The sequence below is a fragment of the Methylocapsa sp. S129 genome (assembly GCF_009765995.1).
Taxonomy (GTDB): Bacteria; Pseudomonadota; Alphaproteobacteria; order Rhizobiales; family Beijerinckiaceae; genus Roseiarcus.
The window spans coordinates 33,065-56,729 of sequence record NZ_LMUI01000029.1 but is presented as its reverse complement, the minus strand read 5'-3'; the positions used below and the strand labels follow the sequence as shown (position 1 = coordinate 56,729).

Annotated in this window: 17 protein-coding genes and 1 pseudogene; 9 read left to right on the top strand and 9 right to left on the bottom strand. The window is 60.7% G+C overall.

What is annotated here, in order from left to right:
- Positions 1-21 precede the first annotated feature (21 nt).
- Positions 22-1,755: a molybdopterin-dependent oxidoreductase gene (locus GSQ90_RS17035; protein WP_158816055.1), complete on the bottom strand. Its 1,734-nt coding sequence runs from the start codon at positions 1,753-1,755 to the stop codon at positions 22-24.
- Between the two features lie 102 nt (positions 1,756-1,857).
- Between GSQ90_RS17035 and GSQ90_RS17030 the strand changes: the two genes are divergently transcribed.
- The 7 genes and pseudogenes from GSQ90_RS17030 to GSQ90_RS17000 all read left to right on the top strand — a co-directional run.
- On the top strand, positions 1,858-2,445 hold the full coding sequence (locus GSQ90_RS17030) for an ANTAR domain-containing response regulator (protein ID WP_158816054.1): 588 nt from the start codon (positions 1,858-1,860) through the stop codon (positions 2,443-2,445).
- An 11-nt stretch (positions 2,446-2,456) separates the two neighbouring features.
- Entirely contained in the window at positions 2,457-3,731 is a 1,275-nt protein-coding gene (locus GSQ90_RS17025; RefSeq protein WP_246731650.1) for a CmpA/NrtA family ABC transporter substrate-binding protein, read from the top strand.
- Between the two features lie 303 nt (positions 3,732-4,034).
- The gene (locus tag GSQ90_RS17020; RefSeq protein WP_158816053.1) at positions 4,035-5,249 is read left to right on the top strand and encodes a NarK/NasA family nitrate transporter; all 1,215 of its coding nucleotides are present in this window, start codon (positions 4,035-4,037) and stop codon (positions 5,247-5,249) included.
- 68 nt (positions 5,250-5,317) lie between these two features.
- On the top strand, positions 5,318-5,740 hold the full coding sequence (locus tag GSQ90_RS17015; RefSeq protein ID WP_158816052.1) for a globin family protein: 423 nt from the start codon (positions 5,318-5,320) through the stop codon (positions 5,738-5,740).
- Between the two features lie 21 nt (positions 5,741-5,761).
- Positions 5,762-8,212: a nitrite reductase large subunit NirB gene (gene nirB, locus GSQ90_RS17010; protein WP_158816051.1), complete on the top strand. Its 2,451-nt coding sequence runs from the start codon at positions 5,762-5,764 to the stop codon at positions 8,210-8,212.
- A gap of 63 nt (positions 8,213-8,275) precedes the next feature.
- Entirely contained in the window at positions 8,276-8,605 is a 330-nt protein-coding gene (nirD, locus tag GSQ90_RS17005; RefSeq protein WP_158816050.1) for a nitrite reductase small subunit NirD, read from the top strand.
- Positions 8,602-11,268: pseudogene (locus GSQ90_RS17000) on the top strand (molybdopterin-dependent oxidoreductase); the annotation flags it as partial. The gene nirD and the pseudogene GSQ90_RS17000, both read left to right, overlap by 4 nt.
- Positions 11,269-11,440: 172 nt before the next feature.
- On the opposite strand, the gene GSQ90_RS16995 reads toward GSQ90_RS17000, so the two are convergent.
- The 4 genes from GSQ90_RS16995 to GSQ90_RS16980 form a co-directional block, all read right to left on the bottom strand.
- Positions 11,441-12,985 carry a HEPN domain-containing protein gene (locus GSQ90_RS16995; RefSeq protein ID WP_158816049.1) on the bottom strand — a complete coding sequence of 515 codons (1,545 nt, stop codon included), beginning with the start codon at positions 12,983-12,985 and terminating at the stop codon, positions 11,441-11,443.
- A gap of 13 nt (positions 12,986-12,998) precedes the next feature.
- On the bottom strand, positions 12,999-13,880 hold the full coding sequence (locus GSQ90_RS16990; protein WP_158816048.1) for a nucleotidyl transferase AbiEii/AbiGii toxin family protein: 882 nt from the start codon (positions 13,878-13,880) through the stop codon (positions 12,999-13,001).
- The gene (locus tag GSQ90_RS16985; protein ID WP_158816047.1) at positions 13,873-14,517 is read right to left on the bottom strand and encodes a type IV toxin-antitoxin system AbiEi family antitoxin domain-containing protein; all 645 of its coding nucleotides are present in this window, start codon (positions 14,515-14,517) and stop codon (positions 13,873-13,875) included. Before GSQ90_RS16985 ends, GSQ90_RS16990 begins: the two co-directional genes overlap by 8 nt.
- A gap of 430 nt (positions 14,518-14,947) precedes the next feature.
- Complete coding sequence (locus GSQ90_RS16980; RefSeq protein WP_158816046.1) at positions 14,948-16,108, bottom strand: RHE_PE00001 family protein; 1,161 nt, start codon at positions 16,106-16,108, stop codon at positions 14,948-14,950.
- A gap of 310 nt (positions 16,109-16,418) precedes the next feature.
- Between GSQ90_RS16980 and GSQ90_RS16975 the strand changes: the two genes are divergently transcribed.
- Complete coding sequence (locus GSQ90_RS16975; RefSeq protein ID WP_158816045.1) at positions 16,419-17,510, top strand: hypothetical protein; 1,092 nt, start codon at positions 16,419-16,421, stop codon at positions 17,508-17,510.
- Between the two features lie 15 nt (positions 17,511-17,525).
- Entirely contained in the window at positions 17,526-18,692 is a 1,167-nt protein-coding gene (locus GSQ90_RS16970) for a site-specific integrase (RefSeq protein ID WP_158816044.1), read from the top strand.
- Positions 18,693-18,814: 122 nt separating this feature from the next.
- Here the strand turns inward: GSQ90_RS16970 and GSQ90_RS16965 are convergent, their stop codons facing one another.
- The 4 genes from GSQ90_RS16965 to repA form a co-directional block, all read right to left on the bottom strand.
- Positions 18,815-19,435: a hypothetical protein gene (locus tag GSQ90_RS16965; protein ID WP_158816043.1), complete on the bottom strand. Its 621-nt coding sequence runs from the start codon at positions 19,433-19,435 to the stop codon at positions 18,815-18,817.
- A gap of 195 nt (positions 19,436-19,630) precedes the next feature.
- A complete protein-coding gene (gene repC, locus GSQ90_RS16960; RefSeq protein WP_158816042.1) occupies positions 19,631-20,860 on the bottom strand; it encodes a plasmid replication protein RepC in 1,230 nt (409 codons plus the stop codon).
- A gap of 155 nt (positions 20,861-21,015) precedes the next feature.
- On the bottom strand, positions 21,016-22,008 hold the full coding sequence (gene repB / locus GSQ90_RS16955) for a plasmid partitioning protein RepB (protein WP_246731648.1): 993 nt from the start codon (positions 22,006-22,008) through the stop codon (positions 21,016-21,018).
- A gap of 76 nt (positions 22,009-22,084) precedes the next feature.
- Positions 22,085-23,296 (bottom strand): plasmid partitioning protein RepA, encoded by a 1,212-nt coding sequence (repA, locus tag GSQ90_RS16950; protein ID WP_158816041.1) that lies wholly within the window; start codon positions 23,294-23,296, stop codon positions 22,085-22,087.
- Positions 23,297-23,665 lie beyond the last annotated feature (369 nt).

Here is a 23,665-nt window from a genome sequence, read left to right as displayed (position 1 = left end):
AAGCTCGCACGTTCGGAGGGATCAGATCGGCATGCGGTAGCCATAGAACTCATGGTCCTCATTGTAGCCGCCCTGCCCCGCGCCAAGATTCGCAAAGTCGCGCACGAATTCTATCGCCGCGATCCACTTGACCATCTTGAACCCCAATTCGTTCTCGCATCGCAGCCGTAACGGCGCGCCGTGCAGGACGCTGACCGGCGCCCCGTTCATCTCGTAGGCGAGGATCGTCAGGGAGTGGCGCATGTTCGCGATCTTGTGGACGTCGTAGTACCGACCGCCATCGGCGCCGTCGGCCAGCGAATAGAACACAGCGTAGCGGGCCTCAGGCATCGGCTTCACAATGTCAAGGATATCGCGCATGGGAACGCCGCCCCATTCGGCGACGCCCGACCAGCCCTGGATGCAAAAATGCGTCGTGATCTGGTCCTGCTTCGCCATGGCCTTGAGGTCGGCCAGAGAGAATTCACGCGGCGCCTCGACAAGGCCGCTGATCCGCAGCTTGTAGCTGGCGAATTCGTCCCCCACCAGATCATCAAACTCTTTGGAATTGGGCATCGTGCCGTTCGGCCAGAAGTAGGGGGATATGTCTTTCCGGGTAAGCTGTGAGCGCGGATCCCAGCCTTCGGCTATCCCCATGATCCAGCCGATCATGAACGCGCCGGCGCGCTGCACCAGGCGAGCGTGCCGAATGGTGTAGGGCGAAGCCGTGAGCCAGGCGACCGTCATGATGGCCATCGCCAGCAAGAACAGCGGAAATCCCCGCCAAGATGCGTCGTCGACGCCGCCGAACATGTGGTTGGTGTTCTCTCTTATGCTGGTGACGAACACCATCGCGCCATGCGCCAGGATGAAGCCCACGAGCCAGGCGAACGAGATGAAGTGAACCGACCGCATCGCCTGCCGGTTGAACAGCCTGCCGAACCATCCCAGCGCATTGGAGATTGCGGGGCTCTGCATCAGACCGGTGACGATCGAGACGGGCGCAGCGACGAACACGGTAACGAAATAGCTAAGCTGTTGGAGGCCGTTGTAGCGGGTCCAGCTGTGATCGACGGGGAAGTTCAGCGAGGCATATTGGATCGCCGTCGACAGCGCAGCCGGGAACACCTCCCAGGTCAGCGGCACGAGCCGGCGCCACTGGTCCGTGCAAAACAGCAACGCGTAAAAGGCGACGCCATTGACCAGCCACAGCAGATTGACCGAGAAATGCCACCAGCGCGACAGCCCGAGCGTGTGGCGAAGCCCAGGAATGCCGAGCCATGTCGGCAGCGTGACGGAATCGTCCTTGGCGGTCCAGACGCGACCCGTCGGCACCGGAACCTGGAAGCGGAACCAATCGGTCCCCGGCGTGCAGTCGCGGCCCCAATAGAGCCGGAGATGGTCAGCCAGGATCTGGAGACCAGCCCGCATGATGAACAGCATGAAGAACATGTTGAAGAAGTGCTGGAGCTGCAGCCACCATGGGAAGCCCGAATCGACCGACGGGGCGGACTGCGCGATGCCTGGATGCTGCTGGATGAAGGCCTCCACGCCAGGAAGATCGCGCAGACTTTGAGCCAGAGCGATCAGCGAGAGCAGCGTGGCGGCTCCAATAGGCAGACCCCATAGCGCGTTGATCCAACGGCGGCCGAACCGGACTCGCGGCGCAATCCCCTCCTGGGGCGGCATCCAATGATTGACGCGGATGCGATCGTCCGCCTCGCTGAGGCTGGCGCGGAGTGGTTCGGTCGAAAAAGGTTGCGGAGGCGCGGACATCAACGAATCGCTTTCTGTCATCGATCGCGCCAGGCAATAGCGCCGTCAGTCGCGAAGCGGCCGCTCCCTTGCAACTTCATCTTCCGTGTTCGAAGATGAAGTATGACCGATGCGGCGCTTCATGTCCTGATAATCGATGACAATGCCGTCAGGGCCTCGGTGATCGAGGAAGGCCTACGTGAAGCAGGGCATGAAAAGGTCACGGTGATCACCGACATGCGTCGCCTCCTGCCGCAGATCGTTCAAGCCGATCCGGATGTTATTTTCATTGACCTCGAAAATCCGAATCGTGACGTTCTCGAACAGATGTTTCAGGTGTCGCGAACCGTACACCGGCCGGTTGCGATGTTCGTCGACCAATCGGACACGGCGTCGATTGAAGCGGCTATTGACGCTGGCGTGTCCGCCTATGTCGTGAATGGGATGCACAAGGAACGCGTCAAGCCGATCCTCGACATGGCTATCAGCCGTTTCAATGCGTTCCACCGGCTCAGGGATGAACTGGACCGCACAAAGCAGGCGCTCGAGGATCGCAAGGTCATTGACAGGGCGAAAGGCATCCTCATGAAAAGCCGCGGTATTGCGGAGGAAGACGCTTACGCGCTCTTACGCAAGACCGCGATGAACGAGAGCCGACGCCTGGCAGATGTAGCGCGATCTCTTATCACAGCTGCGAAACTATTAGGCTAGAGGAGCGATCATTGGGAGCGGGCGCCGATATCGTTGAGGACTCAGAAGCAGGGGACGGATCATCCGTCCACCTTACGCTCGGGTTTATTCCGCTGGTGGATTGCGCCCCTCTCGTGGTCGCCAAGGAGAAGGGATTCGCCGCAGCCGAGGGGCTGGCGCTTTCGCTCGTTCGGGAGACGTCCTGGGCCAATATTCGCGATCGGGTGATGCTTGGGCATTTTGATGCGGCGCAGATGCTCGGGCCCATGCCGATCGCTTCGACGCTGGGCATCGGGCATATCGCAGCGCCGATGATCGCCCCTTTCTCCCTAGGCCTGGGGGGTAACGCGATTACGGTCTCGCCCGAGATTTTTGCCGAGATGAGCGCTGCGGGCGCCAGCCTGAATTCGGCGCCTTCGGAGATGGGCCGTGCGCTCGCAGATGTCATCTCGCGCCGTCATGAACGAGGCGGCGCTCCCCTCACGCTCGCGGTGGTTCATCCTTTTTCGGGCCATAATTACGAGTTACGTTACTGGCTTGCCGCGGCGGGAATCGATCCTGATCGCGACGTGCGCATAAATGTGCTGCCGCCGTCCGCGATGATGGGCGGCGTGCGCGACCGGCAGATCGATGGTTTCTGCGTCGGCGAGCCCTGGAACTCTTTGGCGGTCGAGGCGGCGGCGGGCGTCATCGTCGTGACCAAATCCGCGCTTTGGCGCCAGGGACCGGAAAAGGTGCTCGGATTCCGCGCCGATTTCGCGGAACGCTGGCCCGAGAGGATCGCGGCGCTTGTGCGCGCTGTCTACAAAGCGGCCGATTGGGCCGGGCGGAGCGAAAATCATTCCGAACTCAGCCAGATGCTCGCGGCGACCAATTATCTTGCAACACCCGCCGAGATCATCTTGCGGGCGCTGAGCGGTCATCTGGTTCGGATCCAGGGTGGAACGCCGGAGCAGATTCCAGATTTTCTTGTGTTTAACGCCCACGCCGCAAATTTTCCATGGCAGAGCCACTCTCTGTGGTTCTATTCGCAAATGGTGCGCTGGAGACAGATTTCCTACTCCTCCGCACTTGCGGAGAAGGCGCGGCGAGTCTATCGGCCCGACCTCTACCGAAACGCTCTAGCTGCTACAGGAACAGACCTTCCGCGCGCCAGCGCCAAAGTCGAAGGCGCGTTGACCGTAGCGACGCCGGTTGCTTCGCGGAACGGTACGATGGTGCTCGGTCCGGACGGTTTCTTCGATGGACGTCTCTTCGATCCGGATGAGGTCGAAGCCTATCTCAAATCGTTCGACGTCCAAATATGAGGCGCCAATAGCGTGCGCGAGATTAAATTCCGTGCTGCAGCGCACAAAGTTTGATCTTGTCGATCCGCATTGACTGATCCTATTGTCCGCTCAGCGAGACGAACGACCTTCTCGTAATCGCCACCCGGACCAATGAAGGTCCAGCAGGTGGTTCAATCTCTAAATTGGGGCTCAAAGCCCCGGCGTCCACCGATGGATGCGAGCCGGCATTGTTGCCGATCGTTCTTGTTTGCCCTTTTTGGCGATCTGGATCGGTTCGGCAGGTTTTGTCTTCACGCCATCTTCAAAATCGGGACGCGAGAATTGATCAGCAAAGACTTCTTCAAAGCCGGACATTGGCCGACGCTTTTCGCGGCGTTCCTCTATTTCGACGTGAGTTTCATGGTCTGGATCATCTTGGGTCCACTAGCCGTGCAGATCGCGAACGATCTCCATCTTGATCCCGCTCAAAAGGGCTTGATGGTTGCGCTGCCGGTCCTGGCGGGCGCCTTTTTGCGCGTGGTCAACGGCGTGCTCGTCGACCGTCTCCAGCCCAAGCGCGCCGGCATAATCGGTCAGGCGATCGTAATTGTTGGATTGTTGGCCTTTTGGTATCTGGGCGTCCACACCTACGCTGGGGTCCTGCTTCTTGGCGTGATTCTCGGCGTCGCCGGCGCTTCCTTCGCGGTCGCCTTGCCGTTGGCCTCGCGATGGTACCCGCCTCAGTATCAGGGCATCGCGCTCGGGATTGCGGGCGCTGGCAATTCCGGTACGGTCCTCGCCGCCCTGTTCGCGCCCGTTCTGGCGGCGGCTTTCGGGTGGATTAATGTCATTGGTCTTGCCGCGATACCGTTGACGGTCGCCCTCGTCGTCTATCTCGCGATGGCCAAGGACAGCTCCGAGCGGGCGGCGGCCAAATCTTTTGCCGACTATGGGAAAGTTTTGCGCGAGCCGGACGCCTGGTGGTTCATGTTCTACTACGCCGTCACATTCGGCGGTTTTTCCGGACTCGCCTCTTCTCTCGGCATTTATTTCAACACGCAATATCGCCTCGACGCCGTGACCGCTGGCTATTTCACGGCGGCCTGTGTGCTGGTCGGCTCTCTCTTCCGCCCGATCGGCGGCGCGGCGGCCGATCGGTTCGGCGGGGTCCGTGTCCTCACCGTGCTTTATTCCGTCGCCACCGTCGCCTTCGTGATCGTCAGCTTCGGCCTTTCGCAGCTCTGGCTTGGACTCGGCGTGCTGCTCGTTGGAATGCTGGCGCTGGGCATGGGCAATGGCGCCGTCTTCCAGCTTGTGCCGCAGCGCTTTGGCGCCGAGATGGGCGTCATGACCGGGTTGGTCGGCATGACAGGCGGCATCGGCGGCTTCTATCTCGCCTCCAGCCTCGGCTTCTCCAGGCAGATTACCGGCAGCTATCAGGCGGGCTTCCTGATCTTCGCGACTTTGGCCGCTCTCGCCTTGGCCGCTCTGACGCGGGTTAAGCGCCGCTGGCGCACCACCTGGACCAGCCATGGAGTCGCCGTGGCGCGGATCTGACCGCATCGAACAATCCATGCCCTCACCCACCGGTATGCAAACAATCGTTTACAAACGGAGCCAGGACCATGACATCAGACCAAATTGATCTTGTTCAGTCGTCGTTCGCCAAAGTCGTTCCGATCGCCGACGCTGCCGCCGAGCTATTCTACGGCCGGCTGTTCGAAATTGCGCCGGAAGTGAAGCCATTGTTCCGCAATGACATGCGCGAACAGGGACGCAAGCTGATGACGACGCTCGGCGTCGTGGTCGGCAGCCTCAAGAACCTCGACGCGGTCCTGCCGGCCGCCAAGGCGTTGGCGGTCAAACATGTGGGCTACGGCGTCACCGCGGCCCATTATGAGCCCGTCGGAGCGGCGCTGATATGGACCCTGGAGAAAGGTCTCGGTGAGGATTTCACCCTTGAGGCCAGGAGCGCATGGATTTCGACGTACGGGGCGCTTTCAGGCGTCATGATCGCGGAAGCCTACGGCAAGGAGGCTGCGGCCTGACCGGCAGCGGATCGGACATTTATGATTGAGAAGCTCATCATTATCGGCAACGGCATGGCGCCCGGGCGGATGCTCGAACACCTACTTGAAAGAGCGCCAGGCCGCTATTCCATTACGATCTTCAACGCGGAGCCCCGGGTCAATTACGACCGTATCATGCTGTCGCCCGTTCTATCGGGCGAGAAAGCCTATGAGGAGATTATCATCCACGGCGATGGATGGTACATCAAGAACGAGATCATGCTTTACAAGGGCCACAAGATCGTCTCGATCGATCGATCGGCGAAGACCGTCACATCGAACCACGGCGTCACGGAAACCTACGACAAACTTGTGATCGCCACAGGATCATCCCCCTTCATCCTTCCCGTACCCGGCCATGGTTTGCCGGGGGTGCTGACCTACCGCGATCTCGACGACGTCAACGCCATGCTGCTGGCGGCGCAATCGCGAAGCAAGGCGGTGGTTATCGGTGGCGGATTGCTCGGTCTCGAGGCGGCAGCGGGGTTGAGCAGCCAAGGCATGGACGTCAGCGTGGTGCATCTGATGCCCACTCTGATGGAGCGCCAGCTCGATCCGGCGGCGGGCTATCTGTTGCGGCGCGCGATCGAAGACCGCGGCATCAAGGTCTTCACCAAGGCCAACACGAAAATGATCCTCGGCAAGACCAAAGTCGAGGCGGTGGAATTGGCCGACGGCACGATCATTCCCGCGACCCTCATTGTCATGGCGGCAGGCATCAAACCGAATTCACAATTAGCGAAAGACATCGGCATCACGGTCAATCGCGGCATTGTCGTCGACAGCGGCATGCGCACATCCGATCCGGATGTCTTCGCGCTTGGCGAATGCGCCGAGGTCGGCGGGCATGTCTACGGCCTTGTTGCGCCCCTTTACGAAATGGCCCGTGTGGCGGCGGCGCAACTTGCCGGCGATGCCGCGGCAAGCTTCGTCCACAGCGACACGCCGACAAAGCTCAAGGTCACCGGCATCGATCTGTTCTCGGTCGGCGACTTTGCCGAGGGCGACGATCGTCAGGAGATCGTCCTGCGCGACGCCGCGGCGGGCGTCTACAAGCGAGTCATTCTCAAGGACGACCGCGTCATCGGCACGGTTCTCTATGGCGAGGTCGCCGATGGGGCCTGGTTCAGCGACCTGAAGAAGAAGCGAACCGACATATCGGAGATGCGCGACACGCTGATTTTCGGCCAAGCCTATCAAGGAGGGCCAAGCCTGGGCCCTACGGCGGCCGTTGCAGCCTTGCCGGATGATTCGGAAATCTGCGGCTGCAACGGCGTCTGCAAGGGAACAATCACCAACGCGATCGTCTCGAAGGGGTTGAAGTCAATCGACGATGTGCGCGCGCACACGAAGGCGTCCGCTTCTTGCGGCTCCTGCAGCGGGCTTGTCGAGCAGCTAATGACGCTCACCCTCGGCGAAGCCTATAATCCAGCGAGCGTCCAACCGATGTGTGGCTGCACGACGCTGGGCCATGACGACATCCGCCGCCTGATCGTGACCAAGAGACTGAAGACGCTTGCTGCCGCACTGCAGGAACTGGAATGGAAGACATCCTGCGGCTGCGCCAAATGCCGGCCGGCGTTGAACTATTATCTGGTGTGCGCGTGGCCCGATGAATATGCCGACGACTACCAGTCGCGCTTCATCAATGAGCGCGTTCACGCCAACATCCAGAAAGACGGCACCTATTCGGTGGTACCGCGAATGTGGGGCGGCGTGACCAGCGCCAGGGAGCTACGCGCGATCGCCGATGTGGTCGACAAGTTCCATATCCCGACGGTCAAGGTGACCGGCGGCCAGCGCATCGACATGCTCGGCGTCAGGAAGGAAGATCTGCCGTCGGTCTGGGCCGATCTCGGCAAGGCTGGCTTCGTCTCCGGACAGGCCTACGCCAAGGGGCTTAGGACGGTAAAGACTTGCGTCGGTACGGACTGGTGTCGTTTCGGCACGCAGGACTCAACGGGGCTCGGCATCCGGATCGAGAAGTTCATGTGGGGCTCGTGGACGCCGGCCAAGGTCAAGATGGCGGTCTCGGGCTGTCCCCGGAACTGCGCCGAGGCGACTTGCAAGGACGTCGGCGTCATCTGCGTGGATTCGGGCTACGAGATCCACTTTGCCGGCGCTGCCGGTCTCGACATCAAGGGCACCGAGGTCTTGTGCCTCGTGAAAACTGAACAGGAAGCGCTCAAATATATCGTCGCGCTGGTTCAGATGTACCGCGAGCAGGGTCGCTATCTCGAGCGCATCTATAAATGGGCGAAGCGGATTGGCTTCGCCGAGATCCGACGTCAAATTGTTGCCGACGAGGCGAAACGCGGCGCCTATTTCGACCGCTTTGTGTTCAGTCAGAAATTCGCCCAGATCGATCCTTGGTCGGAACGCGTCTCCGGCAAAGATAAACACGAGTTTCTGCCCATGGCGGCCGTCGGCTTTGCCGAGGCGGCCGAGTAGAGCGCGAGCCCTGGACCGTTATCGTTTGGCGACGTGATCCCGCTCAGGACAAGAGAGAAACCGATGAATTGGATTTCGATAGGTTCGATCGAGGACATCCCTCAGCGCGGCGCGCGTTGCGTGAACACGCCGCAGGGTAGAATCGCGATCTTCCGCACGATTGAGAATCAGGTCTTCGCCATCGAAGATCGTTGTCCGCATAAAGGCGGCCCGCTTAGTCAGGGGATCGTGCATGGCGCGGCGGTGACCTGCCCCCTGCACAATTGGGTGATCTCGCTGGAAACAGGCAAAGCGCTGGGCGCCGATGAGGGAACTGTACGCACCATTCCTCTCAGAGTTGAGGGCGCACATATTTTCATCGTGCAAGAAGCGTTGGCTTCGAGAGCCGCTTGAGAAACGATTCAGTGCTCGAAAGGCCTCCCGTCAAGACGACCTGCCCCTATTGCGGAGTCGGCTGCGGCGTGCTCGCCAAAGTTGAAGCGGGCGGAACGGTCACGGTTGCGGGCGATCCCGATCATCCCGCCAATTTCGGCCGCCTCTGCTCCAAGGGATCGGCGCTGGCCGAAACGCTGTCCCTCGAGGGTCGGCTACTCCACCCGGAGGTCTATGGCGAGCGTTCGAGCTGGGATGGCGCGCTCGATCTGGTGGCGAAACGATTTAAAGACGCGATCGCCGCACACGGTCCGGATTCTGTCGCTTTCTATGTCTCCGGGCAATGTCTCACCGAGGATTATTACGTCGCCAATAAGCTGATGAAGGGGTTCATCGGCTCGGCCAATATCGACACCAATTCTCGCCTCTGCATGGCTTCGTCCGTCGCGGGCCATCGCCGAGCCTTCGGCAGCGACACGGTTCCGGGAGTCTATGAGGATTTGGAGGAGGCCGATCTTGTCGTTCTCGTCGGCTCCAATCTCGCATGGTGCCATCCCATTCTGTTCCAACGGCTCATGGCGGCAAGGGAGAAACGGCCGATCGCCGTCGTCGCCATCGATCCACGCCGCACGCCGACAGCCTCTTCCGCCGACCTGCATCTGGCCATCGCGCCCGATGGCGACATAGCACTGTTCGCTGGCCTGCTGCGCCATCTCGCGCAAAGCGGGGCGATCAATCGCGGTTTCCTGAAGGAGCACACCAGCGGCTTTTTGGAGGCGTTGGAGGCAGCGGACGAAATGACCGTTGAAGCCGTAGTCAAGGCGACGGGTCTGGCTGCCGCCGAGATCGTGCATTTCTTCACGCTTTTCGCTGCGACGGAAAAGGTCGTCACCGTCTATTCGCAAGGGGTCAATCAGTCGGCTTCGGGCACGGACAAGGTGAACGCGATTGTCAATTGCCATCTCGCCACCGGCCGCATCGGCCGGCCGGGAACGGGACCATTTTCCGTGACGGGACAGCCCAATGCGATGGGCGGCCGGGAGGTCGGCGGGCTCGCCAATCAACTCGCCGCCCATATGGCGATCGAGGATGGGGAAGCCCGCGATCGGGTGAAACGCTTTTGGAATGCGCCGACAATCGCCGATAGGCCCGGTTTGAAGGCCGTCGATCTGTTTCGCGCGGTCGGCGATGGAAGGGTGAAAGCTCTCTGGATCATCGCCACCAATCCAATCGACAGCTTGCCGGACGCCGACGCGGTGAAGATTGCGCTTGCAGCCTGTCCCTTCGTGGTCGTCTCCGATGTCGTGCGCGAGACCGACACCAACCGCTTCGCTCATGTGCTCCTGCCCGCCGCGGCGTGGGGAGAAAAGGACGGGACGGTCACCAATTCGGAACGATGCATCTCGCGTCAGCGCGCCTTTCTTCCGGCGCCCGGCGAGGCGAAGCCCGATTGGTGGATGCTGGCCGAGGTCGGTCGCCGCATGGGTTTTACCGATGCATTCCCTTACGATGGGGCGGCGCCCATCTTCGCCGAGCATGCCGCGCTGTCCGCCTTCGAGAACGAGGGAACGCGCGACTTCGATCTCGGCGCTCTTGCCGATCTGGACAAAGAGGCTTTCGACGCCATGGCGCCGATCCAATGGCCTGTCTCGCGCGGAAGAGCTTCCGGCGGGCGCTTCTTCGGCGACGGGCGCTTCTACACTTCCGACCGGCGCGCCCGCTTTGTCGCAACACCCCCAGCCGCTCCAGAGCCTATCGATCCCGCTTTTCCACTCATTCTCAACACCGGGCGCATCCGCGACCAGTGGCATACGATGACGCGAAGCGGGAAGTCCGCCCGGCTCTCCGGGCACATTGCCGAACCCTATGCCGAGATCCATCCAGCCGATGCTGCGGAGCGAGGCATCGGCGCGGCGAGCCTCGTCTCGATCGTGAGCCCACATGGCTCCGTCGTCCTGCGCGCCCGCCTGTCCCCCGAACAACGTCGGGGTTCCGTCTTCGCGCCGTTCCACTGGAACGACCAATTCGCCTCCAAGGCGCGCGTTGACGCCCTGGCGCCCGGGCGGACCGATCCGATCTCCGGGCAGCCGGCCTCTAAATCGACGCGCGTCGAAGTAAAGCCCTTCGCCGCGAGCTGGTATGGGTTCGCTTTGTCGGCCGAAAAGCCCGCCTTCAACAATATCGCCTATTGGGCGCTAGCGCGGATCGACGGCGGCTGGCGGATGGAGCTGGCGGGAACCAGCGCTCCGAAAGATTGGACGGTTTTCGCGGAGGCGCTCGTCGGCGTGAAGGATGGCGAGACGCTCGCTTATCACGACATTGCCGGCGGCCGGCATCGTTTCGCAATATTTGCCGACGGCCTGTTGGTCGGCGCCTTGTTCGTCGCGCCCGAACCGGTCGAAGTGGCGCGCGGCTTCGCGATCCAGCATTTCGGCAAGGCGTTTACGGAACCTCGTCGACGGCTGGAGCTGCTTTCGGGGCGGCCAGGCAGCGACCGGCCCGATGCGGGCGCGATCGTCTGCTCCTGCTTCAACGTCGGCGTCAGTCAAATCATGGCGGCGATCCGCGCAGGCGCCATCACCGTCGAGGCGGTTGGCGCAGCGGTGAAGGCGGGCACGAATTGCGGTTCATGCCGTCCGGAAATTCGAAGGGCGATCGATGAACAAATCGATCGAGAGGCCGAACAAGACCAGAGTCTTGAGGTCGACTCCCCAGGCCCACGTGGCTCTCGAGCTTACAAAACACGCTGAGGAACTAGCGTGCCATCCTAAATAAGTTCTCGATTGGCCCTGCAGGGATCGGCCCGCGAGGCTGGCAATTCGCCATCATCAATCACGATTTTCACGTTACACCCCGTTACACCTTGGGTTTAAGAACGCTTGCGTCGAGGAGGTCGGCGTCAACGAGCGACCTTTTATTCTGGTACGATTTGAACCCTTGGTAAATCCACCACTTCAAAATCTCTTCCTCGACCCCAATCTCATGCAAAATGAGCATGTGATAGACGATTGAGAGCGCTTCGCTCATCTTCATGAGCTCTTCAAGAAAATCTTTATAGCTTCCCCCGTGTCTCTGAGATCCGAAGTGCGAAATGTCGTTGCGAAGCTCCGCGCACCGCCTCGCAAACATACGAATCTTTTCGTCCTCCAGGTTGATCGGAACACTCGAAAGAACGTCGAATATTCGCTGCTCCAATGTCGGTTCATGCGCCGTCTTTAGCCTGCTTTCCAGCCATTTCTTGTCTTTCGCGACGTCAATTTTGTCCAATATTCTGCGTACTTTTTCCTTCACTTTCAGCTCAGCCTCGGGCTCATCGATCTTCTTTTTTCTGTGAAGCGCCTCGATGCCCCATATCAAATTCACGAAACGATGTTCGGCGTATAATTTCACGCCGCGCCTGACGCCAAGATAAAGATAATATCCCGGCCCGAATTCTTCGCGTTTGTTCCGCCACGCGGAGACTATGTCGCCGAAACTGTCTCTGAGCTGAACAAAATTTGTGACGCACTCATGCGCTTTCGGAGGCTCCTCGGACGTTTTGAGGCGCCAAAAATACCATTTGTATTCCCTGTTTTTCGGACCCAATCGTATCCTAAGCGAAGGCCAATCCAACACATATTCAGAGTCGGTTAAAAGTATAAACAACTCCTGGAACAATCCGAATTCTGTCCTCATGTCGCCGAGCGTTGCCGGCTTTTCAGGCCGATAGACCAGAGAAACGGTCTCCTTTAGCTCAAGCGTATCTTCCCTCGACTCGCCGAGTTGCGGCCCGAGGATATGATATTTTACCTCGATATTGCCGTTACCGAGTCCGTATCGGATGTCTTTGACGCGCGCATATTTTGCCGAGATTTTCGATTTTGTTCTTATGGCCGTAATAGAGCCGAGCCGAAGCCATTCTTCAAAGCCCTTGAGCTGAATCTCCAGTTCGCTCGACAATATCTGCTTTCTGGCCCTTGGCGGCGAATGATCGCTGACTAGGCAATGCGCTGCCGCATATCCCTCATAAGACATTCCATGTGAACTGAAGCGCCCTCCCTGCTTCATGAGGTCGATCAAGAGCACATGCTTGCTGCTGGCCTTCAGAATCCCCTCGATGCTCTTGCCGGCCAATTCGGCATTGCTTCCCTGCGATGGAAGCACGGACATCGGGCTTTTATCGCGCGATAGCCGTCCGTCAAGCTCAAGCTTGACCAGGCCATCCTCGTCTATTTTCAGCAGACCTGAGACGCTCGCCTCTGGTGCGAAATGCCTTTCCGGAATCGGTTCATGATGCCACCAGAAAAGTCCGCGCTCCTCCAAAACATTCATGACAATAATCTCGAAATCTTCCAGCGACCGATGCCACAAATGCGCGCTTTCCCAGCGAGCGGTTCCCGACCCGCGCCGACGCGCTTGCAAATTCCAATCGGGCTCATGTGGACTCGGGCCCGCCGATTGCGCGCGCCGCCGCAGCCTGTTGCATGAGGAACGCCGCCAAATCCCGGATGACGTCAGCAAATGGGCCGGTCTGAAACGCCACATCTCTCACAAATGAATTCCATTGCTGCACCTTGGCCGGGTCTTCCGCGAATGACTGCGTCAGCGCGTCCGGCAACGTCGAGGGGATGTCCGTCTTACGACGGGCGAACGTCGCGGCAATCGCGCGCGCAAGATTGTCGCCCCTGAACTCGTAGGCGCGGGAGAGGGCCCAAATATCATAGAAGTCCTTCATGCGGCTGTTGGCGCGGCCGAGCATCACCATCGCCTGAAACTTTTCGGCGATGACCGTTTCGCGCGCATAGGCGCGCAGATGCGGCGCCGGAAAGTCGAGCAAAACCGGCAAGTCCATTTCGGTGAGACCCGGCTCGGTGGCGTCGCCGAATCCGATATCGATGACGACTCTGACGCGCGCGCCGTCGACGGTGGCGTTGGTCTTGATGCGAAATCCGCCATATTCCAGTTCCTCACGGGTACGGTCGATCTCCACACCTTCGATGTCGAAGACAACAGCGTCGTCGAATGGGACCGCGCAGATTTCTCGGAAGGTGCTCAACATCCTGTCGACGTCGACGTCCCCGAAGCCGAGAAGATCAAGATCCTGCGTCGGCCGCAGCGGATCGGCGAACCATGTCGTGAGCAGCATCGCGCCTTTCAGCGCGAAGCGGTCGCGATGTTTGGTCTGGCTCAGGCGGTAGAGCAACCGTTCGAGCACATAATGGGTCATCACTAATTGAAAGGTCTGGTTTCGCTGCCGCGCGACGTTCTGAAGACGCGCGCGCACCGAAGCGCCGATATTGCGGATGGGTTCACGCATTGGCGGTCATCGCATCCAGATAGGGTTGAACGACCTTCCAGACGCCGCCTTCGGTCGCGTAGCGGGCGATATCGGAGGGAGTCGCTTTGCGCTGCCGCAGCGCTTCTCTGAGGCCTTCGAGCGCCAGATTTAGGCCGGGGCTTTTTTGATAGCGCGTGCCGGCGCTCTGCCGGTAGCGAAACAGGTCGACGACCGTCTTGGCGGGATTGTAGATGCGCACCGACACGCCCTCGATGAGATGCTCGTCCACGCCCGACTTCAGCATCGCCTCCCGGAAGCGCACAAACTGAAACGGCAGGCCGCTGGCGCGGGGCCGGCGATCTTTGGGTCCGATCGCCATCCATACGCGCGAAGGAATGGTGTCGGTCAGCTCATGGAACGCAAGCGCCGTCACCATGCAGACCACGCCCTTCGGCACGAGCTTAGCCGCCTCCGCGAGCGAATGATTGATGTCGAGCGATGAGCCGGGAAGCTGATAAAGTCCCCGGCCAAGGCGCAAGAGTGCGCCCTTCTCCGTCATGCGCGATACCGTTGCGGCCGTGATGCCCTCTGCGTTTAGCTCAGACAGGCGAACAATTCCCCGTTGCTTGAGCAAGGAGAGCGCCCGGTCTTGTTGGCGATCAGGTGCTGTATTCATTGCTGCAGTATGATACAAAACGTAGGATATAGCAACTTTATAACCGACCTTTCATATCATGTGAGCAATGACCGAACGGACCCTTGGGGTCACAGCGCTGCACGAATGGCCATGAGACATCAGATTTGTAGCTGCGGGAAATGCCTGGATTATTTTAGAAATGGCGACGGGTGTCGAGGCGCTGGCAGAAACATATCAATCGTGGCTAGCTTCATCCGAAGGCCGAAGAAAGTCATCGAATGACAAGGCGCCTATCCATACTGACTGGAGTCAGAACTACGGCAGGCCTGGGGAAAATGCATGATCTCCGTCTAGCGGCGACTCCCGTACGGAACAATCAGCGCATCACCACGAGGACAGGCGCCGAGCGGCACATCACCTCGGTGTCAACGTAAATCCTGGAATCGATTCCATGACATCCTCGGAGCCTTCACGATATCCCCCACGCCCGGTACCGCCCCCTTCCGGTCGCCTCACGCAACCCGAGCTCGGCGACGAGGTTTTGCGCAGCGCGGGGCGTCACGCCAAGTTCTTTGGCGATCATGCCGACACTGGCGATAGGGCGAGCGAGGACCAGATCGATCAGGCCGGCCAGATGCGAGGTCGATCGCCGTCCGACCAGCTTTCGCTCCAACTGCCGGCGCGCCAGAGCTAAGCGGTCATGATCCTTCATGCCGGCCTCCGCGGCGGCGGCGACCGCCTCGCCCCAGGCGATCAAGCGCGCGGTGCGATTCACCGCACGGCGGCGTTCGCGGGAGACGAGGCGCAGACCAGCGTTCAGGCAGAGCAGATGCACCTTGGTCTTCTTAACCTCGCGCAATCCTGCCGCGACGAGAAGGGCGCCAAGCCAAGGTCGATGCTGCAGCGGTTCGATGTTTTGCCAGGCCTCCCAGAGAAATGCGCCTGCGAGAAGCGGCGGCAGATTTCGGGTTTGATCGCGCGCGGCGCGCCAGGCTTGCAGGCGCTCGTCCTGGTTCCAATCGAAATCATAGACGAGAGGATCGCGCGGCCGCGGCGCCGCCGATTCCCCGTCGATGACGCGTTGCGAGCGCGCGAGCGCGGCGTCGACAGCCGCGAACTCTGCCTCAAGTCCGTCTGGACGGCCGGAGGCGTCGCCGATCACATTCGTGTCAAAGCCGCCATCGTTCGAATTCTCAGCATCGCTATCCATCGCGCCAGACGGCTCTCCCTGCTGTCGCCTGCCCTCTTCCGGCGCGTCATCGCCGGCCGCGTCGCTGCGTAGCGCCCCGAGGCCGGCCTTCGACAAAGCCCAGTCGGGCGCTTCCGCGGCGATGCGCCGGCGCGCCCGCAGGATTGCGTGGGCGCGGATCAGTTCATGGGTCGGCGCACGGATATCCATGCCGGAATCGTGCAGCACGAGGTCTTCCAGGTGGACGAGCGCGCCCTCCAGCCAGAGCGCGGCGCAGGCCTCGGTAAAATGGGTTCTGGCAGTCCAGCCCTCCCTCACCGGGCTGGCGCGCAACCGCTCGTCGAGGCGCGCGAGGGCGTCGTCGGCCTGGGCAAGCGGTCCGGCCAGCGCGCGCCAGGGGATCGGGTCGGGGAGCGCATAAGGCGGAGAATCGGGCGTCATGAGGGACCGGCGGCCAAGTTGCTCGGCGAATTCGCGTCCAGAACCCGGAGACGTATCGCCAACTCCACGATACCATAATACTGATATTTCTCACTATTAATATTGACCGAGCATCTAAAACGCCATTATCTTCCGTCATAGTCGACCCTCTTCGCGCGCGCCTATCACTATCGATAATTACCTCTTATCGATACCCATAGACATCCCGCCCAAAATCGGCGATTCTGGGCGTCCAGAAGCCCGCCGGTGGTCTCGGCCGGCCTTCCGACCGACGAGAAACTCTGTTTCGCCCGCGCGAAAGGCGCCCGCCATGAGCATCGAGCCCAGCCGCCTCCCCGACGCCGCGTCCGTCGAGACCGTACTCGCCGAACTGAAGCCGGCCTCGGCCGACCTCGCCCTCGCCCCGGCCCTCAGCCGCGCCTTTCCCGGATTTTCCTTCACGGTCGCCGCGATCGACGATGCATACTGGCGCGATGAGCGCACCATTATCGACGGCGGCCGGACGCGCCTCGGCGACCACCACGCCTGGGTCACACGAGAGCTGGAAGCCATGGGCGGCGATCTGACCGCGTTCTGGGCCCGGCATCGCGCCGGCGATCTTCGGTTCGCCGAATGGCGCGGCGCCAGCGCCTTCGCCACCGCCGCCACCGGACCAGGCACGGCGGATTTCGTCCAGATCACCCTCGGCCGGGAAAGCGAATGGCGCGCCGGTCCCATCGTCGACCCCCACTACCGCCCGAACGATATCGAAAAACTGCTCGAGCCGACCTGGATCGCCCGCGACGACCAGGTCGAGGCGGATCGTCTGGCCGGGCCGGTCTACCGGTTGTCACAACGCCGCGGCGGCGCAATCGTGCATATGCGCGGCTTTCTCGGCCGCTGCGCGCGGGTCGAACGCGAGAACCGGGAAGCGCGTCGCCCGGAACTCGAGAGCCGCGTAATCCATGAGGTTGGCCCCGAAGGCGCGCGCGAGATATCTTTCCTCGACGCCGTTCCAGGCTGGTTCGACTTCGTCCCGCGCGAGGTCCGCTTTTTCGAGGATTGGGAGCGTTCGAGCGCGTCGGCCGAGCGGATTTTCGACCATTGGGCGTTCGACATCCGCGACGATGAACATCGTGGTCGGCGCGAGGTCGGATTCATTCCGCGGCCGCTGCGGGCGCCGGCCGAAAAGCTTCCCGCCGACGACGCCCCGTCCGTGTATCGGTTGATGGAGCGCGTCGAAGCCGTCGATCGCGAAATCGGTCTAAAATTCGGCTGGTTTTTCCTGATGACGCACGGAAATTGGGTCGACCCTGACGTTGGGCATGCGATCGCGGCCGGCCTGCGTGCACAGCGCGTCCGGCTGCCGGATCGCGACGCCAAAGTCCTGCTCCGCTGGGACGACGCCCGCTACCTTTTCTGATCGGACAGCGCGACCATGGACGACATCCCTGCCCGCCTCGCCGACCCGGAAACGCGCCGCGCGTTGCAGCTTGACGCGCTTTCCGCCATCCTTCCCATGGACCGGCGCGACCGCCTCGCCCAGATTCTCACCGATGACGACGTTGAGACTCTCAAACATCTCGCCCGCGAGGGGATGGGGGAAAATAGCCTGCGGGCGCTCGCGTCGGATTTGGCCTATCTGGAAGCCTGGGCGCAGGCGGCGACCGCTGCCCCCCTGCCCTGGCCGGCGCCCGAAGGGCTGGCATTGAAATTTGTCGCGCATCACTTGTGGGATCCCGCCAAGCGCGAAGTTGAGGCGGCGCACGGCATGCCGGCCGAAGTTACGGCCACGCTTACCGCCATTGGCGCTTTGCGCGTCGACGGGCCGCATGCGCCATCGACGGTCAAACGGCGCCTGGCCAGCTGGAGCACCCTGCACCGCTGGCGAGGGCTCGAGGGTCCCTTCGCCGCCCCCATGCTGCGGGCCGCGATCCGCCTGGCGGTGCGCGCCGCGGCGCGGCCTCGCCGCCGCAAGAGCAAGCGCGCCGTCACCCGCGACATTCTCGACCGCTTGCTCGCTGCGTGCCGCGGCGATCGGCTTGCCGATTGCCGCGATTCCGCCCTGCTGCTGATCGCCTTCGGGTCCGGAGGACGCAGGCGCAGCGAAATAGCACGCCTGCGCGTCGAACAGTTTTCCGACGAAGCGCCGGTGTCGCTCGATCCAAGCGACCCTTCATCTGCGCCGCTGCCCTGCATGGCGATCGCTCTCGGTCGGACCAAAACCGCTGGCGCTGACGACGATTCGCGCGTCCTGCTGGTCGGGCCGCCGGTCGAGGCCCTGCGAACATGGCTTGAGCGCGCCGACATAGCGAGGGGGCCGATTTTTCGCGCCATCGATCAATGGGAAGGGATGGAGGAGCGGGCGCTGACGCCCCAAGCCGTCAACCTGATCGTCAAGCGCCGCTGCCTGCAAGCGGGCCTCGACCCGGCTCAGTTCAGCGCCCATGGCCTGCGCTCAGGCTATCTCACCGAGGCCGCGCGGTCCGGCGTCTCGCTGCCCGAAGCCATGCAGCAATCGCAACACCGATCCGTCCAGCAGGCGGCGAGCTATTACAATGACGCCGAGCGACGTCAGGGCAAGGCGGCGCGGTTGACCCTATGAGAGGCTTCGTGCGGCCAAACCGCCGGCGTTCCCAAGCGTTGTGGCTAAGGGCGTCAATCCGACGTTTCCCCTTCAATCTGACCAAGGCTGCGGGACTATAGCCGCGAAAGCCCGATCATCGCTCAAGAATCGAGGCGCCGCCGCATCAGCGGGGACGTTCCCTCGCCTGCCTTGGCCCGGATGTCGCTCAGAGCTATCCGCAGTTCCTCTTGCACGTCATCGGGCGCAATGCGTCCGCTCAAAGCCGCGAGCGCCGCAAGTTTCAAAGCGGCGATCATCGTCGCTTCGCTGGCGGCGCCCACAGAAAGCCTTTTGGTGTCAGCGTTCTGCAGCGACACCATCGCAGATCTGGTCAGCGCCTCGTAGCTGGCGTCTTTCACCGCCTCATAGGCAGCTAGATCCATATCGCTTTCAGTTCTGCTCGGCCGTCCCGGAGGCGGCGCTGCATTTTTGACCGCGGTCTCGACTTCGCTCACGACCTCGTCGACGAGGGTGACGAGTTCGGCTGCGCGGCCATCGAGATCGGCCCAGGGAATGCGGCGGGCGCCAAGATTCTGCTGCGCCATCAACTCTTCGTTCGTGCGGGCGGCGATCCGCGCGCTAACGGTGAGACCACTCTGATCATAGCCGAACACCGTCATGATCCGGACGCGCGGTTTTCGAGCGGACCCCTTGCGAAGCTGCTCGCCACGTTCCAGCGCCGCGGCGATCGCAGCGCCAACAGAGATTGAGCTATTGGTCATCATCCCTCCCACCTAAGCGACCCGCGCGGCGGCGCGCCATCCGCGCCTATCGCAAAGTCTATCTGATTCTCCGAATTCGCCGGAATCGACTCAGTCACTTGTCACGGGGCGCGCCTGTCCTAAGCGGCCGCAGCCATTGATCCTCGCCGTCCGTGGTTTCGCGAAAGCCGACGCTCCATCGTCCGACGCATCTGGCTAGGCCCGCTTCTTTTCGCGCTTCCGGCTGCCGATCAGCGCCATCAGCATCGGCCCCAGCGAGAACTGCCCTGCCTTCGCCCGCTCCGTCAGCCCACGCAAATATCCACCCGCGCTGTTGATCGCGGCGCTTCGTTGGAGGATTGCCGCGACAACCACCGCCGCTGGAAGTTCTCCCATCACCTCCAGCGCCTCATCCCAGGCGCTGGGGCTGATCCCCAACATCGGCCGGACCACCGCCGCGGTCGCCAGGAAATCGCGCCAATTGGAAATTCCGGTCTTGGCGTAGTCGACGATGTCGGGGCAGGCGTCGAGAACCATTCCTAATGGGAACACCCCGTCCGGAACCCTGGGCGTTTGTATCTTAGACTCAACCCCCGCCGCCCTGCTTTCTCGAGGAGCGGGTTCAAGTTCAGTGAGGTGACTTGGATTTGAATTCTGTTTGTGCTGCTCACTTTGAGACTCATTGGCGCTTGGATTCTTAGATTTTATGTGATCTTCCAGCAGCATAAGCACTTCGTCGGCGAGCATGGATAACTCTTCGGCAACCGGCTCAAGCTCCTGACGCGTCGCGGTGCGCGGAATCCGCTCGACGATGCCCCGATACAACGCGTGGATGTCCGGCCAATCAGCAAGGCCGCGCCCGCGAAGTCCGACCGGCACCCTCTCCTCAACCCCCGTGGCAATCATCTTGGCGATGTCGCGCCGGCAGATGGTGATGCGCTCGCGCACGAGCTTCAGTGCCCGCTCGTCAGCCCGGACCTCTTCCGCCCAGGCCTCAAATTCGTCGGCGCGGGCAACGAGCGGACTCAAATCGAAGCCGAAAGCCAGTTCGATATCGCCTCCCCGCCCTTTCCGGGAGTAACGCTTGCCGTTGGGACTGTCGCGGCGGATCACCAGGCCGCAATCGACCAGCGCCGCCAGATGACGCCGCATCGTCGCCGGCGCCATGCCGTGCGCCCGCAAGGCAAGCTGGTAATTCGACGGGAAAACGATCAGATTCTCGCCGGACAGCACCGTTTCGGGGTGAAAGCTGAGCAAAGCGTCCAGCACGGCCAGCGAGCGCTCGGACACGCCGACCCTCGCCTTGGCCGCGCAGACCGCCCGGAAGACCTGCCATTTGTGAACCGCCTTCTCCGGCGGCCGGGCCTTCGCGCTAATCTGGCTTGCCACATGGGCAAGCGTCAGCGTTCGCCGCCCAAAGGGCGTCGTCGAGAAATGAGGTTCCACTTTCTTTCACCTTCAGTAAGGCAAAAGAAATCTGCTCGCCGAACAACGACGTTTGAAACGCTTGACAGTGATTCGCGAAAATGGGATTCTCTGGGTGCTTAGATCAGAGAAAGGCTTCCGCGCGGCGACGTTCGGGGGCTTTTTTCTTTTGCGGCTTAGTCTCCTTGGTTGCGGGTTTTCGCGTCCTTGAACGCGCAATAGAGCGCGTCGAGGCTCGACGAAATGTATTTGCCAAATTCGCCGGCATCTTTCGATTTGAGCGAAAGGCTGAAGGTCTTTCCCGTATTGCGATAGCTTGCCGCGACCATCTCGTCGGCAGGAGCCCATGCTCCGGCGCCCCTATTCGGGGCAGCTTTACGAGCGTCCTTCCGCACTAATTTCAATTGCGCAAGTACGTAGTTGAAGCGCCCGATGCTCTCGGTCGAACGAAACCCGTCCGAAAAAACGACCTCCTTGGCGAAATCCGCTCTCTTTGGATGCGCCATGAGTTTTTTTAGCTCTTCCCACCTGTCTCGCCCGACGGACTTTGCTGCTCCGATCGCCTCAATCACAGTTGGAGGCACCGATTCCACTACCGACAACATTCGCGAAAGTAGCGTGTCATCGACGCTCAGCGCAGACTTGATGGTCTCCTTGCTCTGCCCCATGCTAAGCAATTTTTTGGCGAATAGCGCTTTTTCGATGAAGGACAAGTTCGCCCTGCGGGAGTTCTCCTGCCCCTGCGCGATGATGTGCGCAATCGCCTCAAGATTTTTCACGACAGCGCGAACGGGAATCCCGAGTTCTCTCGCCGCTCGCGTCCGCCGATGCCCGAACACGACCATGTATCGACCATCGACATCGGGGTGCGGCCGCACAAGGATCGGCTGTAACTGGCCCTCGTCCTTCATTCCTTGCCGAAACAGCGCAAACTCTTCCTCGTCCTCTTCGATGCGATCGGAGACAAAGGACCCATCGACCAAGTTCGGGTCCAAACTGACGATCGCTTCACCGGCAATCATCTTCTTTGTGTTTTCTGCCATTTCCTCGATCGAAAGCATCATCGAACGCGACGCGCCCCGATTGGCGTACTCGGAGCGCGCTTCGTGATCAGCTTTGGTCGCATCGTGGTTGGTAACGCTCGCTAGGAGATTTTTGCGTGCCATCATGACCTCCTCTGGATCACGACAACCCATTGAGATAGAAATCGAATTGAAAATTCTGCACGGCTGTCAAAGAGGGGCTTCATTTGCGTCCCCAAGCCTCGTGCATGAGAGACGTAATCTCCTCGTTCACTGAATTGAGCGCTTCTAGCGCGCGGTCATACGTTGCCCGGATGAATTGGGAGCGCTCGACCTCATAGAGAGATTGATTCGTGATGCCTGCGTCAGAAATGGCCGTGGACTTCACCATAGGGTTCTTCAGCATCTGCTTTGAGAACAGCGCCTGCATAAAGCCAACCATCTGGGCCTGCGGCCCATCGGTCGGCTCGTAGCGCGTCACCAGATATCGAAACCACTTGAGGCGCACCTGCGCGCCCGCCTTGCTGATCGAGCGCAAAATGCCACCAAGCATGAGCAAGAACTGACTCATCGACATTACGTCGAGCATTTGCGGGTGGATCGTAATTAGGACCGACGTGGAAGCCGTCAACGCAGTCAGCGTCAAATAGCCAAGCTGCGGGGGGCAATCGATAATGACGACATCGTAACGATCGTCGACTTCTCTCAGCGCGTCGGTAATACGCGTGAAAAATAGACGCCCATCCGAAGACGACCGGTTCGATGCGGCCAGCGGTGTGTCATATTCATATTCCTGAAGCTCAAGGTTCGCCGGCACGATATCGAGGCCCGGAAAATTCGTCGCACGTATCACCTGAGAGATTGGCTTCTTGGCTTCATCGTATCGCAGAGCCTCATAGAGCGAGAGATTTCTGTCGAGCTCGGGTTGAAACCCGTGAAGGGCAGAAAGGGAGGCCTGCGGATCCAAATCAATTGCGAGCACGCGATGACCCGTGAGGGCGAGATGTTGTGCGAGATGAGCAGCGGTTGTGGTTTTGCCGCTGCCGCCCTTGAAATTCACGACGGAGGTCACCTGCAGGCGTTCGCCCGCCCTTCGATGAGGAACGTATTTTTTGAAGTCCGCGCGGCCGTGTCGATCGAGGTATTGGCGCAATTCTAGCATTTGCTCTGCGGTATACGTCCTTCGCCCAGAGACAGAGGTGGTAGGCGTCGGCCCCTTCCCCTCAAGATGGAGCTTCTTGACGTTCGATTGCGTGACGCCCAGAAAATACGCCGCTTCCGAGAGTGAGAACTGTCGAAGTCCTTTCGTGGCATTGGGAGGATAGTGCTCAATCCGGAGCATGTTCAGCTTGTCCGAGATCAGTTCTCCTTGTTGGAGAATGGTCTCGTGGAAGTTGAAAGCCTCAAGATCCTCGATAGGTGCCGCCATATTCATCCGCGCCGTTCCCGGAATAACGCTTTTCCGCGACAATCCTCGTCGCAAGCGTGAACTATGCCCGATTCTCTCCGAACGGCAACCGATTTTAAGTTAACGAGAGGTTAATGCCCCGATTCGACGATCGGCACCACTGCACGCAGAATCGACGAGGGTTATGCCGCTACATTTATTGAGTATTTTTGCATTCCGCACGGCTGTCAAAATCTAAGCCCTCCCGCGCATCGCGATCCTCGCTTATTAACAGAGACAAGAGATCGCCGGTCCTCATTCCGTTCCACAGCTATTTGGAAGAAACCGAAGAATAGCGGTGCTCATCCGCCGCCGCCAAAACGCGAGACCGGGATGCCCAACGCCTTCGCCTTGTCG

Excerpts from the sequence above, each read along its gene's own strand:
- GSQ90_RS17035 (WP_158816055.1), bottom strand. The coding sequence starts at position 1,755 with ATGTCCGCGCCTCCGCAACCTTTTTCGACCGAACCACTCCGCGCCAGC.
- GSQ90_RS17030 (WP_158816054.1), top strand. The coding sequence starts at position 1,858 with ATGACCGATGCGGCGCTTCATGTCCTGATAATCGATGACAATGCCGTC.
- GSQ90_RS17015 (WP_158816052.1), top strand. The coding sequence starts at position 5,318 with ATGACATCAGACCAAATTGATCTTGTTCAGTCGTCGTTCGCCAAAGTC.
- nirB (WP_158816051.1), top strand. The coding sequence starts at position 5,762 with ATGATTGAGAAGCTCATCATTATCGGCAACGGCATGGCGCCCGGGCGG.
- nirD (WP_158816050.1), top strand. The coding sequence starts at position 8,276 with ATGAATTGGATTTCGATAGGTTCGATCGAGGACATCCCTCAGCGCGGC.
- GSQ90_RS16990 (WP_158816048.1), bottom strand. The coding sequence starts at position 13,880 with ATGCGTGAACCCATCCGCAATATCGGCGCTTCGGTGCGCGCGCGTCTT.
- GSQ90_RS16985 (WP_158816047.1), bottom strand. The coding sequence starts at position 14,517 with ATGAATACAGCACCTGATCGCCAACAAGACCGGGCGCTCTCCTTGCTC.
- GSQ90_RS16980 (WP_158816046.1), bottom strand. The coding sequence starts at position 16,108 with ATGACGCCCGATTCTCCGCCTTATGCGCTCCCCGACCCGATCCCCTGG.
- GSQ90_RS16975 (WP_158816045.1), top strand. The coding sequence starts at position 16,419 with ATGAGCATCGAGCCCAGCCGCCTCCCCGACGCCGCGTCCGTCGAGACC.
- GSQ90_RS16970 (WP_158816044.1), top strand. The coding sequence starts at position 17,526 with ATGGACGACATCCCTGCCCGCCTCGCCGACCCGGAAACGCGCCGCGCG.
- GSQ90_RS16965 (WP_158816043.1), bottom strand. The coding sequence starts at position 19,435 with ATGACCAATAGCTCAATCTCTGTTGGCGCTGCGATCGCCGCGGCGCTG.
- repB (WP_246731648.1), bottom strand. The coding sequence starts at position 22,008 with ATGATGGCACGCAAAAATCTCCTAGCGAGCGTTACCAACCACGATGCG.
- repA (WP_158816041.1), bottom strand. The coding sequence starts at position 23,296 with ATGAATATGGCGGCACCTATCGAGGATCTTGAGGCTTTCAACTTCCAC.